At 61.2% G+C, this 14,144-nt stretch carries 15 protein-coding genes and 1 tRNA gene; 7 read left to right on the forward strand and 9 right to left on the reverse strand.

What is annotated here, in order from left to right; translation table 11 throughout:
* Nucleotide 1: 1 nt before the first annotated feature.
* The 5 genes from FUT88_RS03865 to FUT88_RS03885 form a co-directional block, all read right to left on the reverse strand.
* Nucleotides 2–967 (reverse strand): quinone oxidoreductase family protein, encoded by a 966-nt coding sequence (locus FUT88_RS03865; protein WP_147213895.1) that lies wholly within the window; start codon nucleotides 965–967, stop codon nucleotides 2–4.
* Nucleotides 968–1,012: 45 nt separating this feature from the next.
* Nucleotides 1,013–1,579: a TetR/AcrR family transcriptional regulator gene (locus tag FUT88_RS03870; RefSeq protein WP_147213896.1), complete on the reverse strand. Its 567-nt coding sequence runs from the start codon at nucleotides 1,577–1,579 to the stop codon at nucleotides 1,013–1,015.
* A 325-nt stretch (nucleotides 1,580–1,904) separates the two neighbouring features.
* Nucleotides 1,905–2,363 (reverse strand): carboxymuconolactone decarboxylase family protein, encoded by a 459-nt coding sequence (locus tag FUT88_RS03875; protein ID WP_147213897.1) that lies wholly within the window; start codon nucleotides 2,361–2,363, stop codon nucleotides 1,905–1,907.
* A gap of 24 nt (nucleotides 2,364–2,387) precedes the next feature.
* A complete protein-coding gene (locus tag FUT88_RS03880; protein ID WP_147213898.1) occupies nucleotides 2,388–2,804 on the reverse strand; it encodes a cupin domain-containing protein in 417 nt (138 codons plus the stop codon).
* Nucleotides 2,805–2,922: 118 nt separating this feature from the next.
* Nucleotides 2,923–4,335, reverse strand: coding sequence for a PLP-dependent aminotransferase family protein (locus FUT88_RS03885; protein WP_147213899.1), 1,413 nt, complete (start codon nucleotides 4,333–4,335; stop codon nucleotides 2,923–2,925).
* Nucleotides 4,336–4,512: 177 nt separating this feature from the next.
* Here FUT88_RS03885 and FUT88_RS03890 point away from each other — a divergent pair, with 177 nt between their 5' ends.
* Both FUT88_RS03890 and FUT88_RS03895 read left to right on the forward strand, forming a co-directional pair.
* Nucleotides 4,513–5,172, forward strand: coding sequence for an HD domain-containing protein (locus FUT88_RS03890; RefSeq protein WP_147213900.1), 660 nt, complete (start codon nucleotides 4,513–4,515; stop codon nucleotides 5,170–5,172).
* Between the two features lie 51 nt (nucleotides 5,173–5,223).
* A complete protein-coding gene (locus tag FUT88_RS03895) occupies nucleotides 5,224–5,946 on the forward strand; it encodes an SDR family oxidoreductase (protein ID WP_147213901.1) in 723 nt (240 codons plus the stop codon).
* Nucleotides 5,947–6,438: 492 nt separating this feature from the next.
* On the opposite strand, the gene FUT88_RS03900 is transcribed toward FUT88_RS03895, so the two are convergent.
* Together FUT88_RS03900 and FUT88_RS03905 are read right to left on the reverse strand one after the other, a co-directional pair.
* A tRNA-OTHER gene (locus FUT88_RS03900) sits at nucleotides 6,439–6,515 on the reverse strand.
* 98 nt (nucleotides 6,516–6,613) lie between these two features.
* Complete coding sequence (locus FUT88_RS03905) at nucleotides 6,614–7,675, reverse strand: SDR family oxidoreductase (protein WP_147213902.1); 1,062 nt, start codon at nucleotides 7,673–7,675, stop codon at nucleotides 6,614–6,616.
* 107 nt (nucleotides 7,676–7,782) lie between these two features.
* On the opposite strand from FUT88_RS03905, the gene FUT88_RS03910 reads away from it, so the two are divergent.
* Both FUT88_RS03910 and FUT88_RS03915 read left to right on the forward strand, forming a co-directional pair.
* A complete protein-coding gene (locus FUT88_RS03910; protein ID WP_147213903.1) occupies nucleotides 7,783–8,688 on the forward strand; it encodes a LysR family transcriptional regulator in 906 nt (301 codons plus the stop codon).
* 115 nt (nucleotides 8,689–8,803) lie between these two features.
* Nucleotides 8,804–9,748, forward strand: coding sequence for a chemotaxis protein (locus FUT88_RS03915; protein WP_092971204.1), 945 nt, complete (start codon nucleotides 8,804–8,806; stop codon nucleotides 9,746–9,748).
* A gap of 61 nt (nucleotides 9,749–9,809) precedes the next feature.
* Here FUT88_RS03915 and FUT88_RS03920 read toward each other — a convergent pair whose 3' ends face one another.
* Together FUT88_RS03920 and FUT88_RS03925 are read right to left on the reverse strand one after the other, a co-directional pair.
* Entirely contained in the window at nucleotides 9,810–10,322 is a 513-nt protein-coding gene (locus tag FUT88_RS03920) for a hypothetical protein (protein ID WP_147213904.1), read from the reverse strand.
* Nucleotides 10,323–10,409: 87 nt separating this feature from the next.
* On the reverse strand, nucleotides 10,410–11,054 hold the full coding sequence (locus FUT88_RS03925; RefSeq protein WP_147213905.1) for a TetR/AcrR family transcriptional regulator: 645 nt from the start codon (nucleotides 11,052–11,054) through the stop codon (nucleotides 10,410–10,412).
* A gap of 139 nt (nucleotides 11,055–11,193) precedes the next feature.
* Between FUT88_RS03925 and FUT88_RS03930 the strand changes: the two genes are divergently transcribed.
* The 3 genes from FUT88_RS03930 (at nucleotide 11,194) to FUT88_RS03940 (ending at nucleotide 14,006) form a co-directional block, all read left to right on the forward strand.
* Nucleotides 11,194–11,625, forward strand: a complete 432-nt coding sequence (locus tag FUT88_RS03930) for a YybH family protein (RefSeq protein WP_147213906.1) — start codon at nucleotides 11,194–11,196, stop codon at nucleotides 11,623–11,625.
* A gap of 73 nt (nucleotides 11,626–11,698) precedes the next feature.
* Nucleotides 11,699–12,130: a VOC family protein gene (locus FUT88_RS03935; RefSeq protein ID WP_147213907.1), complete on the forward strand. Its 432-nt coding sequence runs from the start codon at nucleotides 11,699–11,701 to the stop codon at nucleotides 12,128–12,130.
* Between the two features lie 427 nt (nucleotides 12,131–12,557).
* Nucleotides 12,558–14,006, forward strand: a complete 1,449-nt coding sequence (locus FUT88_RS03940) for a DHA2 family efflux MFS transporter permease subunit (RefSeq protein WP_147213908.1) — start codon at nucleotides 12,558–12,560, stop codon at nucleotides 14,004–14,006.
* The last annotated feature ends 138 nt before the right edge of the window (nucleotides 14,007–14,144 follow it).

Raw genomic sequence — 14,144 nt, forward strand, 5'->3', positions numbered from 1 at the left:
CTTACGGAATGAGCAATAGCTTTCCGATGGTCGCCCGGTTTTCCATGTCGGCGTGAGCGCGTGCTGCTTCCGAAAGCGGATATTGGCCACCAATCGTCACGTTGAGGCGGCCTTCGCCGATCCATTCGAAGAGTTGATTGGTGTGGCGACGAAGTAGGGTTGGCGTGGGGATGTGGTCGGAGAAGACCGCATAGCCGATCTTGACGCTCTTGGGCAGGCTCATGATCTCGATAGGGCCTGGTCCACCAAGAACGGGCCCAAACCAACAGAGGGTGCCCGAAGGACGAAGCGCGGCAAGAGAACCTTGAAACGTCTTCGGTCCTGACCCATCAAAAACGACGTCGACGCCTACACCTCCAGAGAGGCGGATCGCTTCCTCCGCGAAGGAGCCTTCAGTATCGACGATGACGTGATCTGCGCCGGCGGCCACCGCAGCACCGATTTTGTCGGAACTGGACACGCGACTGATCACATTGCCCCCTCGAAGCTTAATGAGTTGGGTCAGGATGAGTCCCAGACCTCCTGCCCCTGCATGAACGAGGGCGAGATCGTCTTGCCGCACGGGATAGAAGTCAGTGGCGAAGTGGCTCGCCGTGAGGCCTTGCATCATCACCGCTGCCGCTGTCAGATCGTCAATGTGGTCAGGAATCTTCACCAGCGAATTGACGTTTGCAACGACACGCTCGGCGTAGCTCGAAGCAACGTAAACCCAAGAGACGCGGTCGCCGGGACGAAAGCCGACCACGCCCGGTCCAATTTCGATGACTCGGCCTGCACCCTCAACGCCGAGAATGGTGGGCTTGTAGGCGCCTCCTTTCATGCCGCGCCGGATGCCGATGTCCATAAAGTTGACCCCGGCAGCGCGGACATCGATCAACACCTCGTTTTCACCGGGACGGGGATCTGGCTCATCGCTGTACTTGAGAACATGGACGTCGCCGACGCCGGTCATCCTGATAGCTTTCATGCCTTTCCTTTTTTGGAACAATCGTTCAAGAATTGGTAAAAAAAATCAGCGCAAAGCACGGATTGCGAGCCGTTCCATGACTTCAAGTTGGGCCCGCTGTGCGCCGCCCCGCGCCGCAACGCGTATTCCGGTAATGCATGCAACCAGAAAGTCGACGACGGAGTTTGGGTCAAGTTCGGACAGCAGGTCTCCGGCAAGCTGCGCCTCGCGAACGCATGCCACGAAAACTTGGCGCAACGAATGGTCGGCGGCGGCATTGATGTCGTTGACCTCGGGTTGTCGGCTGCCGAACTCGCAGACGGAGTTGATTCCCAGGCAGCCTTGATGAGCCTCTTGAACGACCCGCCGCAGCGCTGCCTTTATTCCATCGAGCGCACGCGTTTCGCTTCTCAGAGCCTTTGCGTGGGCGGTGATCTCGGTATCGACATAGCGCCGTAACGCAGACAGGTACAACTGCCACTTGTCCCCGAATGTGTCGTAGATACTCTGGCGCCCGATCTTCATTGCATCGGCGAGCATGCCCGAAGAGGCACCGTCGAAACCATGCTCTCTGAAAACTTCCAGCGCGGCATCGAGCGCGCGATCAACGTCGAATTCTTTTGGTCTGGCCATGCGGCCGAGTATAGGAATTCTGGAACGATAAGTCAAAAATATTTCGGCAGAAAAGCCAACTAGGCGCGTGCGTTTGCCAGACGTTGTCGAGCACCCGCAACCGTTGTCCCGTGGATTCGATAAGCACAAACGCTAACGCTTCGTTGCGGTAGAGCGTGGGGCGGACAAACAAGCGAATTTTTTAAGGGGGGAGAGGGCGCCGGCAGCAGGGAGCATTGGTACGCCATCGTGAAGGCGAGCGAACTCGATTTTGATTGGATGACGCTGTAAGTCCTGCTGATATTGGCCCTCTCCTCAGCGTACAGACTTGCGGGTTGACCCGAGCCTATGACTGCTCCACAACGGCCTGAGGCGTGTTTCGGAAGCTGATTGCCATGCGGTTGTAGGTGTTCATGATGCCGACGGCGATCGTCAGATCTACCAATTCGCGCTCACTGAACACGGCGCGCGCCGCTTCAAAGGCTGAGTCCGGCACGCCCGTTTGAGCCACCAGCGTGACCGATTCCGCCCACGCCAGCGCTGCGCGCTCGCGCTCGTCGAACAGGTTGCCCGCTTCCCGCCAGGCCTGCACGAGGGCCAGCTTTTCGACCTTCACGCCTTTTCCCAACAGGTCCCGAGTATGCATGTCGAGGCAATAGGCGCAGTTGTTCATTTGAGAGACACGAAGGTAGACCAGGTCGACCAGAACGGGCGATAGGTCACTCTGCATGACGTAGCCATAGACTCCGCCAAGGGCTTTGACGCCCGCAGGCGCGACCTGGATATAGTCAAGACGTTTGCTCATGGCATGACTCCTTATGACGGCGCATTATTTGAGGGGTGTGGTCAGGGCTTTGTCGTCGCTGTCCGTGACAAACACAGCGAGCAACTTTGCAGGGCGTGAGTCGCTTGCATTGCGGCTTATGCGATGTACGGCGCCGGGCTCCTCAAAGAAGCTCTCGCCCGCGTGGTAGACGCGCTTTGGGCCGTCATCCACCTGTGACTCGATGTCGCCTGACACAACGTATGCGTAGATGAAAGCCGACGCCGCATGCTTGTGAGCAACAGACGCTGCGCCGGGTGCGTAATCGACAACGACCGCTATCAACGACTTTCCCGGGATGTTCGGAATGACGTGCCGAAAGTTTTGCGTGACGGTCTCCGCCGTGTCATGTGCTGCTGCAGGCGTTGCGATGCCGAACGCCATTGCTGCGCAGGCAACTCCGAGGGCTGATGGAATGTTCATGGGGGCTGACTCCTGTGTGCCCATGCATTGTCGTGCCGCAGGAGGGCATGTAAAAAGCACCAGGAATGAACATTCTTGATGTACCAAGTCGGAGGACTTGGCAGGAATTTTTGGCCCGCTAGTGGCGCCCGCGAACGATTTCCAGCAGGCGAGAACAGTTGGCCGTCAGCGTTCTCTCATTCACATTGGTTACGCCGAGCAGGAGCCCTTGCACTGCCGGTTTGCGCGTGTACCACGGCGAGAGAGGTACCGGGGCCAGCCCGAAAGTGCGCGCCCGAGCGGCGACATCGATATCCGATACGGAGGGGGGCAGGGCGGCCACGACAGTCATGCCTGCAGCGGCGTGCACATTGATGAATTCCGAGCCGAGACTACCCAAGCAACGGACTAGAGCGTCCTGTCGATCCGCATACAGACGTTTCATCCGCCGCAGATGGCGAAGATGGTGGCCGTCGTGCATGAACTCGGTCACGGCGTGCTGAACCGCCGCAGCGGGGGCGGGAGCGAGGCAGGCTGCGATGTCGCCGAAGGCGGAAGCCATTACGGGCGGAACGACGAGAAACCCCAGTCGAAGTGCGGGGGAGATCGTCTTGCTGAAAGTGCCAATGTGGAGCACGCGTCCATGCTGATCGAGCGAGGCGAGCGCAGGTGCAGCGCGTCCTTTCAACTGCAGCTCACCAAGATAATCGTCTTCGATGATCCAGGTGCGCTGTTGTTCTGCCCAGTCAAGCAGTGCCAACCGTCGGGCCAGCGACATAGTCATCCCAAACGGTGCATGTTGGCCTGGTGTAACGACTGCGAGGGCGGCTTTAGGTGCGATCCGTTTCCCAACGTCGATATCCAAGCCATCAGCGTCCACCGGGACACCTGCCACCGTCATGCCCGCCAACCTCAGCGCCGTGCGGGTGAGCGGGAAGCCGGGTTCCTCCATCCATGCGTGCTTGCCCTCAACCTGCAGGCCGCGAATTGCGAGATTTAGGGCACCCGAGAATCCATTTGTGACGAAAACTTGGGATGGGCTGCACCGGATTCCGCGCGAGACCGCCAGATACGCCGCAATCTCCTGTCTCAGATCGGGATCACCACGCGGATCCGGATATGCGACCGGAGCAGCGGCCGCACGTCGTGCTGCCCGCGCCTGAATGCGCGACCAGAGCTTGAAGGGAAACGCGTCTTGCGCTGGAACGCCCATCTGAAACACCAAAGGCGCTGTGTTGAAGTCGTTGAACAGGTTCGGAAGGGGTGGCGCCTCGGGCGACCATTTGCTCGGCGCCTGCACGGGGCGCGCCGCTACGCGAGTTCCCGCTGCGCCTAGCCCGACCGCAAATTGTTCGTCAATCAGACGCTCATAAGCAGCCCGTACGGTGCCACGTGACACGCCCAGTTGAGTGGCCAAGTCCGACCAAGAGGGGAGCCGGGCTCCTGCAGTGAGCTGGCCTGACTCGATCGCATCTCGAATCGAACCGTAGATTTGCATCGACAGTGAGACACGCGTCGTGCGATCAAGGCCAATAGAAATAGGCGTTGCCATGGTCCGGATAGTACATCGAGATTTCGCAATCTTGGGCCTGTCCGATGCTCCATGGGAAGCGTAATTTCGTGTTGTACCGAAGCGGATCGTCTCTTTCGTCCCATCCACCCTCCAGGTTGGCCGGACCGGGACAGTCGACCCTCGGTGGCACGTGTTCTTCACAGACGGAGTGACCCCATGAAGCACGATAAAGCAATGCGCACCGGGCAGATCATCGGCGTGGTGATCCCTGACAGCCGACTGGCGCGTGAAGCAGCCCAGCTTATTCGTGATACCGAAAGCGAGCTGCTGTTCAACCATTCCACGCGCGTCTTCCTATGGGGGGCAATGTTGGGGAAACAAAAACGCGTCGACTTCGACTCCGAGCTGCTCTACGTCGCCGCCATGTTCCACGACATTGGCCTGACACAGGCCTATCAGAAAAGTGAACTCAGGTTCGAAGTGGACGGTGCCAATGCGGCCCGCGATTTTTTGCGCAGCCATCAGGTTTCCGAGGCTGACGTAGCCAAGGTATGGGCTGCAGTAGCCCTGCATACCACGCCGGGCATTCCCGAACACATGGGCGGTGAGATCGCATTGGTGCAGGCCGGAGCGGGATTGGATGTGGCGGGACGAGACTTCGAGGCGCTCACGGCAGAGCAGCGGGCACTCGTGGTCACGGCCTATCCGCGTGGGGGCGATTTCGCCGCCAACATGATCGACGCCTTCTACGAAGGCATGAAGCATCGACCAGCCACCACATTCGGCACGTTCAACGACGATTTTCTGGCTCACAAAGACCCGAGCTTCCAGCGCACGAACCTGTGCACGGTCATCCTGAATTCCAAGTGGGGCTGACCTCTTCGGCGGGCCTCACAAGCTAACCCCTAGTTCTGCAGGATTTTCGTAATGCAAAAACGTACATTCTTGGTCACCGGAGCGAGCAAAGGCATCGGTCGGGCACTTTCCCACCGGCTCGCTGCCGATGGTCATCAGGTCGTTGGTCTTGCGCGCAAGGCTGACGATCCGAGCTTCCCCGGCACATTGATTTCGGTGGACTTGACCGATCGCGATGCGACGGCGCAAACGCTCGACAAGCTGGTAGACCGCTACGCCTTTGATGGCGTCGTCAACAATGTGGGATTCGTCCGGCTGGGCGCCTTGGAGGCTGTCGATCTGGACGACCTCGAAACGTCCTTCCGACACAACCTCATCTCGGCCGTGCAAACAGTGCAGGCCTTAGTGCCAGGCATGCGTGAGCGAGGGTGGGGCCGGATTGTGAACCTTTCCAGTTTGGTGGTTCTCGGGGTTGCCAACCGGACGGCCTACGCCGCATCAAAAGCGGCAATGATGAGCTTTACACGCACGTGGGCGCTGGAGCTCGCGCAAACTGGCATCACCGTGAATTCGGTCGCGCCTGGGCCCACCGAAACCGAACTGTTCCGCCAGAACACGCCCGTGGGTAGCGAGGCAGAGGAACGCTTTCTGTCTTTGGTGCCGATGAAGCGATTCGGCAGGCCCGAGGAATTGGCAGCGGCCGTGGCGTTTCTCTTGTCCGAGGATGCGGGCTTTATCACTGGGCAAACCTTGTTTGTTGACGGTGGCGCATCGATAGGTAAGGCGGCATTCTGATCGCTTACTGATTGCCGACCATATGGGCTATCGGCTTCGCTGCACTGAGTTACTGCGGTACCGCGCATCGTGCGAAACCGCGCAGACGTAGTCGTCCGAAGTGCGCAAGAACTTTCTTCTGAACGAGCCCGCAATTTGCTTGTCCAGCTCCATAGCCTGGTAGAGGTGAATAGGCAGCTTTGGAATCTCCCTTATCCATTGCGGAGTGCCGTGCTTGGCAGCGTTAAAGGCATGATCACCTTGCTGCAGGAAGCGCGGGATCGTATGGAGGCGGACTGAAGGTCACCGAAGCGTAAGAGTTCAAGACAAAAGCCGGCCATTGGCCGGCTTTTTTGCCCGTCGGTTTTGTGACTGTTTGAGGATCCGCCCGTCAACGTGCGCCGTGGCGATAAAGCATAGCGTGGCCGATCAGGTAAAGAACCATAACCTGTCCAAATGGCCACTTTATGCTTAACGGCACAACAACGTTGGTTGCTCCTCAATATCATTAGATGGTGGGGCGTACAGGATTTGAACCTGCCTGCCTGCGCCGGTAAACCGTCGCCGCTCGACCTATGAGCTACCGCCCCGCCTTCACTATATCGACCCATCCTGAGGAAACCCGAGTCGGGACATCCCCCTAGCCGGATCGGCCAGGGCGTCCTCATCGTGGGGGCATCCGGATGCTCTACCCCGGAATGATCCTGCGCTCGCGCAAGTCGTCGAAGATGCGCATGAGCATCGCTTCCGTCTCTACGTATTCATGAAAGCCGAAGCGGCGAGCCTTCGAGCCGTCGCCGAACATGTCGTAATCCCATGAGAAGACGAAGTCGGCAAAGCGCCACGAAGACACATCGCGGTAGGGCGTGTTTGCCAGGCCATGTCGGGCGATCATGCTCTGCCAGAGCAGCGCCTTGTCGGCCATGACGGTGTCGAGCGACAAGGGCAGCGGCGGGGCGACTTCCAGGTCAAAGTACCGCGCGATCCGGGGCCACATTTCGCTCCAGCGGAACAGGTCGCCGTTGTTGATGTTGAAGGCCTGGTTGGCGCAGCGCGGGTCGGTGGCGGCCCACACGGTGGCGCGGGCGAGCAGGCCGGCGTCGGTCATTTCCAGCAGGTGGTCGTACGCGCCCGGTTTGCCGGGAAACCGCAGCGGCAAGCCCAGCTCTTTCGAGATCGACGCATATACGGCGATGGCCACGGCAAGGTTCATCGGGTTGCCCAGCGCGAAGCCGCCCACCACCGACGGGCGGATGGCCGACCACGTCCACGCTTTGCGCTGCTGGCGCGCTTCCAGGAAGGTCTGCTGATCGAACATGAATTCAGGCGGCATGAAGTGCGCATCGGTTTCGCGCGCCGGCGTTTTGAATGGCCCAAGGTGACCGCCGTAGACCTTGTAGCCCTGCATCAGGCTGATGTGCGTGAGGTTGGGCGATGCGGCTTCGATGGCGTCGACCACGTTGGTCAGCATGGCGAGGTTGGGCGGCACCAGCTCGGCCCAGCTCGGACGGTCTTGGTATGCGGCGTAGAAGATATGGGTGACGTTGCCCAGTGCGCCGAGCTTGATGCGCGTGTCAGCCGCATCGAGCAGGTCGACGGCGATGTGCCGGACGCGCTGTGTCGATTCACCGCCGCGACGCGACAGGCCCACGATGCGCCAGTCGTCCAATGTGGCGAGGTGTTCGATCAGGTTGCGGCCGATCACGCCCTGCGCTCCCACGACGAGCGCGACTTTGTCCTGTGTAGTCATGTTGGTGTTGGATGGAGCCTCGAATCAGCAATGGCTACCAGTATGAGAACGCCAGGATCTGTGCGATAGACTGCCTGTCAGAACAATATCTATGAATTGAAATCACAATGGCGCGGCTCGATGTCAATCGTTTTGGCGAGATGGAAGTCTTCGTGCGCGTGGTGGAAGAAGGCGGTTTCTCGGCGGCGGCGCGGGCGTGCCGGATGACGCCGTCAGCGGTGAGCAAGCTGGTGGCACGGTTGGAAGGCCGGCTGGGCGCGCGGCTAGTGAACCGCTCCACGCGGCGCTTCCAGCTCACGCTGGAGGGCACGGCCTTCTATGAGCGCAGCGTGACGGTGCTGGCCGATCTGGACGAGGCCGAGCGTGAGGCTTCTGCCGGGGCGCAGCCTTCAGGGCGATTGCGCATCAATTCGAATGTGCCGGTCGGCACGCATTTGCTGCTGCCGATCGTGCCGGCGTTTCTGGCGTGTCACCCGGAAGTGTCGCTCGACATTGCGCTCACGGATCGTGTGGTCGATCTGCTGGAAGACCGCACCGATGTTGCACTGCGCAGCGGACCGCTGAAGAGTTCCAGGCTGGTGGCGCGCAAGCTGGGACAGACGCGCTTGATGGTGGTGGCCTCGCCGGCCTATCTGGCGCGCGCCGGCACGCCGCGCACGCCGGCTGATTTGGAGGGCCACAACTGCCTGACGTTCAGCTACGTGCGCGCCGCAAACGCCTGGCCTTTTATCAAGCGCGGTCGCCGCACCGAATTCAACCCGCACGGCAACGCCCAGATCAGCGATGGTGAGGCGCTGCGCGCCGTGGTGGTCGCGGGCCTGGGTTTGGCGCGCTTGGCGGAGTTTCAGGTGCGTGCCGATCTGGAGGCCGGCCGCCTCGTGCCCGTCCTGGAGGATTACAACCCCGGCGAGACCGAAGACATCCACGCCGTCTATGTCGGCCAGGGCGCGAATCTGCCCGCCCGCGTGCGGACGTTTCTGGATTTCCTCGTCGCGCACGTGAAGGTTGCCTAGGCTTGTGTTTCCCCACGCTGGAAGGGCGCGGCGTTCACATTCGCAAAACGCCTTCAAGTTGCCAAACGCCGTGCCGTTTACCGCCACATAACGTGTGCTTGAACGGGGGAAGACAATGTCGCAGCACGAAGTTGATGAACGGACCAATCTGACGAACAACAACCGCTTTGAGCTGTTGTTGTTCCGCCTGGGCGAATCTGCGCGTTCCAATCAGCGCGAAATGTTCGGCATTAACGTCTTCAAGGTGCGCGAGATCATGGTCATGCCGCCTGTGACGCATGTGGCGGATGCCGGCGCCCATATCCTGGGTGCGGTCAATGTGCGCGGCCAAATCATTCCCGTGATCGATCTTGCCAGCGTGATCGGCACCAAGAACGGCAATGCCAACATCCTCCTGATTACCGAATACGCGCGCTCGACCCAAGGCTTTGCGGTGGAGGAAGTGGACGAGATCGTGCGCCTGGAGTGGAGCCAGATCTTCCCGGCCGAGGCGAGCGTGGGCAGCAGCAATATCACGAGCCTGGCGCGCCTGGATGGCAATGCAGACAACTCGCGCCTGGCGCAGGTGATCGACGTCGAGCAGATCCTGGTGGATGTGTTCCCGACGCGCCGCACCGATCTGGCGCCGGACAATGACGAGCGGCCGATCAAGCTGCCGCCGGGCGCAAAGCTGCTTGTGGCGGATGACTCGGGCCTCGCGCGATCGCTGATCGCAAACGGTCTGGAGGCGATGGGCACCCCATACGTGATGACCAAGAGCGGCCAGGAAGCGTGGGATACGCTGCAGAACATCGCGCGCGATGCCGCTCGCGAAGGCAAGACCGTGCGTGACAAGATCGCGCTGGTGCTGACCGATCTGGAAATGCCCGAGATGGACGGCTTCACGCTCACGCGCAAGATCAAGACCGAGCCGGCGTTCCAGTCGATTCCGGTGGTGATCCACTCGTCGCTGTCGGGCTCGGCCAATGAAGACCACGTGCGCCGCGTTGGGGCCAACGGCTACGTCGCCAAGTTCGAAGCCAACGAACTCGCGCAGGCCATCGCTTCTGCGCTGGGTTAAGCGCGGCGCCAGCATCGAAACCCGCGCGGCGTGCAATGCGCCGCCGGGCGCTGTCTCTGGATTACTTGCGGCTCTGGTGGTCTCCGCCGAGCGGGTCGACGACGATCATGGTGCGATCGAGCACGCCGTTGTCGTCGAAGAGGGCGTTGAAGTGCGCCTGCTGATACCCGAGCACGTACATCCGATATGACCACGCCTCCCGCTTCATCAGCGGGTAGTACTGCGTCGGCTCCTTTGGTGTGCCGAAGCGCTCGAGCACATCGCGTTTGGTCCACACACCGGGGCGCGCCTCGTAGATTTCCTTTTCCGTCAGCATCTGCCGATAGTTGGTGAGCTTGCCGCTTGCATCAAAGTCGGCGGCATAGACTTCGTGGCCCATCGGCTGCTTCGAATAGATCCAGCGGTGCGTGCCGTTTGCCAGTTGATACGTCTCGGTGGGCGCGCCGAAGGTCTCGCGCACGGCGCTTTCGGGCTGGCCGATCATCTTTTGCCCCGTCTGGATCGGCGTGAGCGACGCGCACGCGCTCAACACGAGCGCGGCGGCGCTGATCCATGTGCCAAGTCGCATCTGCATGGTGGTTCTCCGGTGTGTGGCTTTTGCCTTGATGGTAAACACTTCGAGCGCAAGCCATATTCCATTGACGCACCGGTTCAGTCGTCTCTACAGGCCGTTCTCCACCATTTCCACCACGCGCAAGGCAATGGCGCCGGTTTGCTCCGGCGGGCGCCCGCGCAGCGGCCCATCGATGATGAGCAGCGCCAGCCCGTGCACCGCCGACCATGCGAGGTATTCGGCACCCGGGCGACGTTCGGGCGGCAACACGCCGGCAGCGGTCATGCGGTCCAGCGCCAGGCCCAATAACTGGAACGGGTTCAGGCCGCTATTGCCGGCTTTGGCCGGGTCCGCATCGTTTTCCACTTCGTCGGGCACAGCAAAGGCCGTACGGAAGAGGCCGGTCTCCATCTGCGCAAACCGCAGATAACCCACGCCGATGGCGCGCAGCGACGCACGTGCGCGCACATCCTCGGGCCACGTCGGGTCGATGGCGTCCAACTCGGCCTCCATGGCGCGCGCCAACGCGGCCAACGCCTCTGCCCGCACGGCTTGCAGCAAGTCCTGTCGCCCCGCGAAGTGCCGGTAGGCGGCGTTCGGCACCACGCCAGCGCGGCGCGTAGCTTCGCGCAGCACGATGGCGTCGGGCCCGCCGGCGCGCGCCAGTTCAATGCCGGCGTCGAGCAGCGCACGTCGCAAGTCGCCATGGCGATACGTGCTCCGCACGGGCGGTCGGGGTGGTTCCTGGGTCATGCAATGCGTCTCCGCAAGTTCTATGTGGACACCGTCCATTATGTCTGCTATCGTTTGTGGACAGTGTTCACAATTGAACCCTAGGCGCTGCTTCGCAAATTTCCAAGCGTTTATTGCGACAGACCTTTCGGAGACCGACATGACCCTAGCCACAGCCGCAGCGGACGATGCAGCGGAACTCCGCACGTTGATCAACGCATGGGCCGCCGCCGTCCGCGCCAAGGATGTCGACGCCGTCATGCGGCATTACGCGCCCGATGTTGTCGTGTTCGACGTGATGCCGCCGCTGTTCGTCAAAGGTGTCGATGCATACCGCCGCAACTGGCAAAGCTGGTTCGACGCGCTGGAAGGTCAGGCCGATTTCCAGTTCACCGAATTGCATCTTGAGGTGAGTGGCGATCTGGCCTATTGCTTCAGCGTGAATCGGTTGCGCGCGCGCTACCGCGACGGCGCAAAGCACGATGCACAGACGCGCGCCACCGTGTGTTTTCGCAAGCGCGATGGCCGTTGGCAAGTCGTACACGAGCATGCCTCGGTGCCGATGCCGGTGCCCGAACCTGCGTGCAGCTGATCGAGTTTTTTCCCCGACCGCGTGGCGCAACGCGCGGCTTTGCAGTCCCCCAAGTCCACCCCAAGGAGTTGTGATGCTAGTTCAACCGTATCTGTTCTTCGAAGGTCGTTGTGAAGAAGCGCTGGAGTTCTACAAGAAAACGCTCAGCGCCAAGGTCGATGTCGTGATGCGCTACAAGGATGCGCCCAAGGATGCGCAGCCCACGGCCGAGCAATGCGGCGGCGTGGCGCCTCCGCTCGACAAGGTCATGCATGCTGCATTCCGCGTCGGAGAAACGCAGATTCTGGCGTCCGACGGTATGGCCGCCGGCAAGACGGATTTCAAGGGTTTCGGGTTGTCCGTGAACGTGGCTGACAACGCCACTGCGGAGCGCACCTTCAAGGCACTCGGCGAAGGTGGCCAAGTCACGATGCCGATGTCCGAAACGTTTTTCGCCAACGCATTCGGCATGGTGACCGATCGCTTTGGCATCACGTGGATGGTCATCGCCCCCAAGCCGATGTAACTGCACGGCGTGTGCGGACGGCCGCCGCCCGGTGGCCGTTCTACGCAAAATCGTAGGCGGTCTGTCTTGGCTCACGACGGCGGTCCGGTGCTAGACTGCGCGATCACTGGGGCTTTACCAATATCAACGAAACCACCCCCTTTGTGACGACCGGCTGTTCTGGCCGCGACCCTTTGCATGGCCCGTGCAAATGTGTCCTTTTCACCTGCTGCCCTCATCCGTCGGAGCGCTCTTCATGCTGAAGATCATTGCGATTGCATCGTCGTCGCGATGACCGCTGTGCCGGGCACATTTTCAAGCTGACGGGCCTTTTTCTGTACGGATGCGATAACCGGCAAGGACGTTGAAGCCGGTCTCGCCAACCCCAAATCGGCTGCGCAATCCTGAGCGACATTCAGGCACGGCGGCCAAGCATAGGAGTGATTCCATGACGCATGGCATCGACGAACGCAAGCGCTGGCTTGCCCTCATCGTGCTCTGCCTGGGCGTGCTGATGATCGTGCTGGATACGACCATCGTGAACGTTGCGCTGCCGTCCATCCAGGCAGACCTGGGCTTTACCGAAACCTCGCTCGTGTGGGTCGTTAACGCCTACATGCTGACCTTTGGCGGGTGCCTGTTGCTGGGCGGTCGACTGGGTGATCTGTTCGGGCATCGCAAGCTGTTCCTGCTGGGGCTGACGCTGTTCACGCTGGCATCGGCCGCATGCGGGCTGGCGAATTCGCAAGGGCTGCTGATTACGGCGCGCGCCGTGCAGGGGCTGGGCGGCGCGGTGGTGTCGGCGGTGTCGCTGTCGCTGATCATGAATCTGTTCACTTCGCCAGCGGACCGGGCCAAGGCAATGGGCATCTACGGCTTTGTCTGTGCGGGCGGCGGCAGCATCGGGGTGTTGCTCGGTGGCCTCCTGACGAGCACGTTGAGCTGGCACTGGATCTTCCTGGTCAATCTGCCGATTGGCGTGGCGGTGTACGCCGCCTGCGTGGCGTTGCTGCCGGTGGGCAAGCCGTTGGCCGATCGCACAAAACTGGACGTGGCAGGCGCGATTGCCGTCACCGCATCGCTGATGCTCGCGGTGTACGCCGTCGTGCACGGCAACGAAGCCGGTTGGACATCGACGCAGACGCTCACCCAGCTGGGCATTGCCATTGCGTTGATGATCGCGTTCCTGGTCATTGAATCGCGTGTGTCGCATCCGCTGATGCCGCTGCGTATGTTCGCGCTGCGCAACGTCGCCACGGCAAACGTGGTCGGCGTGCTGTGGGCGGCGGCGATGTTTGCGTGGTTCTTCATCTCGGCGCTGTACATGCAGCGCGTGCTCGACTACAGCGCGATGCAGGTGGGGCTGGCCTTCCTGCCCGCCAACATCATCATGGCGGTGTTCTCGCTGGGGTTGTCGGCCAAGCTGGTGATGCGCTTCGGCATTCGCGCGCCGCTGTCGGTGGGTTTGCTGGTGGCGGGCATTGGGCTGGTGTTGTTTGCACGCGCGCCCGCCGGCGGCAGCTTTGTGCTCGACGTGCTGCCCGGCATGCTTTTGTTGGGCTTGGGCGCCGGTGTGGCGTTCAACCCCGTGCTGCTGGCCGCCATGAGCGATGTGGCGCCCGATGAATCCGGCCTGGCGTCCGGCGTGGTCAACACGTCGTTCATGATGGGCGGTGCGTTGGGCCTAGCCATCCTGGCAAGTCTGGCTGCCGCGCGCACCGAAGGTCTCGCTGCGGCAGGAGCCGACGCCACGACGGCACTCAATGGTGGCTATCACCTCGCGTTCCTGCTGGGGGCAGTTGCCGCCGTGCTGGGTTCGGTGCTGGCGGGCGTGTTTGTGCGCACGCGCACGCAAGGGGCCGGGCAGGGCGAAGCCTCGTCGGCAGCGCCAATTTAAGTCACAGAGAAGGAACCCGCGGAAGGGAGCGCACCGCATGTCTCACACGAGACCTGCGGTGAAAACCGTTATTGACCGACCGGTCGGACGGTTTATAATCGATCCACCCAAAACACGATGCGCATGACGTGCCGTGCA

Origin of the sequence: Ralstonia sp. TCR112 (assembly GCF_007997035.1) — a bacterium.
Lineage (GTDB): Bacteria > Pseudomonadota > Gammaproteobacteria > Burkholderiales > Burkholderiaceae > Ralstonia > Ralstonia edaphi.

Excerpts from the sequence above, each read along its gene's own strand:
- FUT88_RS03865 (WP_147213895.1), bottom strand. The coding sequence starts at position 967 with ATGAAAGCTATCAGGATGACCGGCGTCGGCGACGTCCATGTTCTCAAG.
- FUT88_RS03870 (WP_147213896.1), bottom strand. The coding sequence starts at position 1,579 with ATGGCCAGACCAAAAGAATTCGACGTTGATCGCGCGCTCGATGCCGCG.
- FUT88_RS03875 (WP_147213897.1), bottom strand. The coding sequence starts at position 2,363 with ATGAGCAAACGTCTTGACTATATCCAGGTCGCGCCTGCGGGCGTCAAA.
- FUT88_RS03880 (WP_147213898.1), bottom strand. The coding sequence starts at position 2,804 with ATGAACATTCCATCAGCCCTCGGAGTTGCCTGCGCAGCAATGGCGTTC.
- FUT88_RS03885 (WP_147213899.1), bottom strand. The coding sequence starts at position 4,335 with ATGGCAACGCCTATTTCTATTGGCCTTGATCGCACGACGCGTGTCTCA.
- FUT88_RS03890 (WP_147213900.1), top strand. The coding sequence starts at position 4,513 with ATGAAGCACGATAAAGCAATGCGCACCGGGCAGATCATCGGCGTGGTG.
- FUT88_RS03895 (WP_147213901.1), top strand. The coding sequence starts at position 5,224 with ATGCAAAAACGTACATTCTTGGTCACCGGAGCGAGCAAAGGCATCGGT.
- FUT88_RS03905 (WP_147213902.1), bottom strand. The coding sequence starts at position 7,675 with ATGACTACACAGGACAAAGTCGCGCTCGTCGTGGGAGCGCAGGGCGTG.
- FUT88_RS03910 (WP_147213903.1), top strand. The coding sequence starts at position 7,783 with ATGGCGCGGCTCGATGTCAATCGTTTTGGCGAGATGGAAGTCTTCGTG.
- FUT88_RS03915 (WP_092971204.1), top strand. The coding sequence starts at position 8,804 with ATGTCGCAGCACGAAGTTGATGAACGGACCAATCTGACGAACAACAAC.
- FUT88_RS03920 (WP_147213904.1), bottom strand. The coding sequence starts at position 10,322 with ATGCAGATGCGACTTGGCACATGGATCAGCGCCGCCGCGCTCGTGTTG.
- FUT88_RS03925 (WP_147213905.1), bottom strand. The coding sequence starts at position 11,054 with ATGACCCAGGAACCACCCCGACCGCCCGTGCGGAGCACGTATCGCCAT.
- FUT88_RS03930 (WP_147213906.1), top strand. The coding sequence starts at position 11,194 with ATGACCCTAGCCACAGCCGCAGCGGACGATGCAGCGGAACTCCGCACG.
- FUT88_RS03935 (WP_147213907.1), top strand. The coding sequence starts at position 11,699 with ATGCTAGTTCAACCGTATCTGTTCTTCGAAGGTCGTTGTGAAGAAGCG.
- FUT88_RS03940 (WP_147213908.1), top strand. The coding sequence starts at position 12,558 with ATGACGCATGGCATCGACGAACGCAAGCGCTGGCTTGCCCTCATCGTG.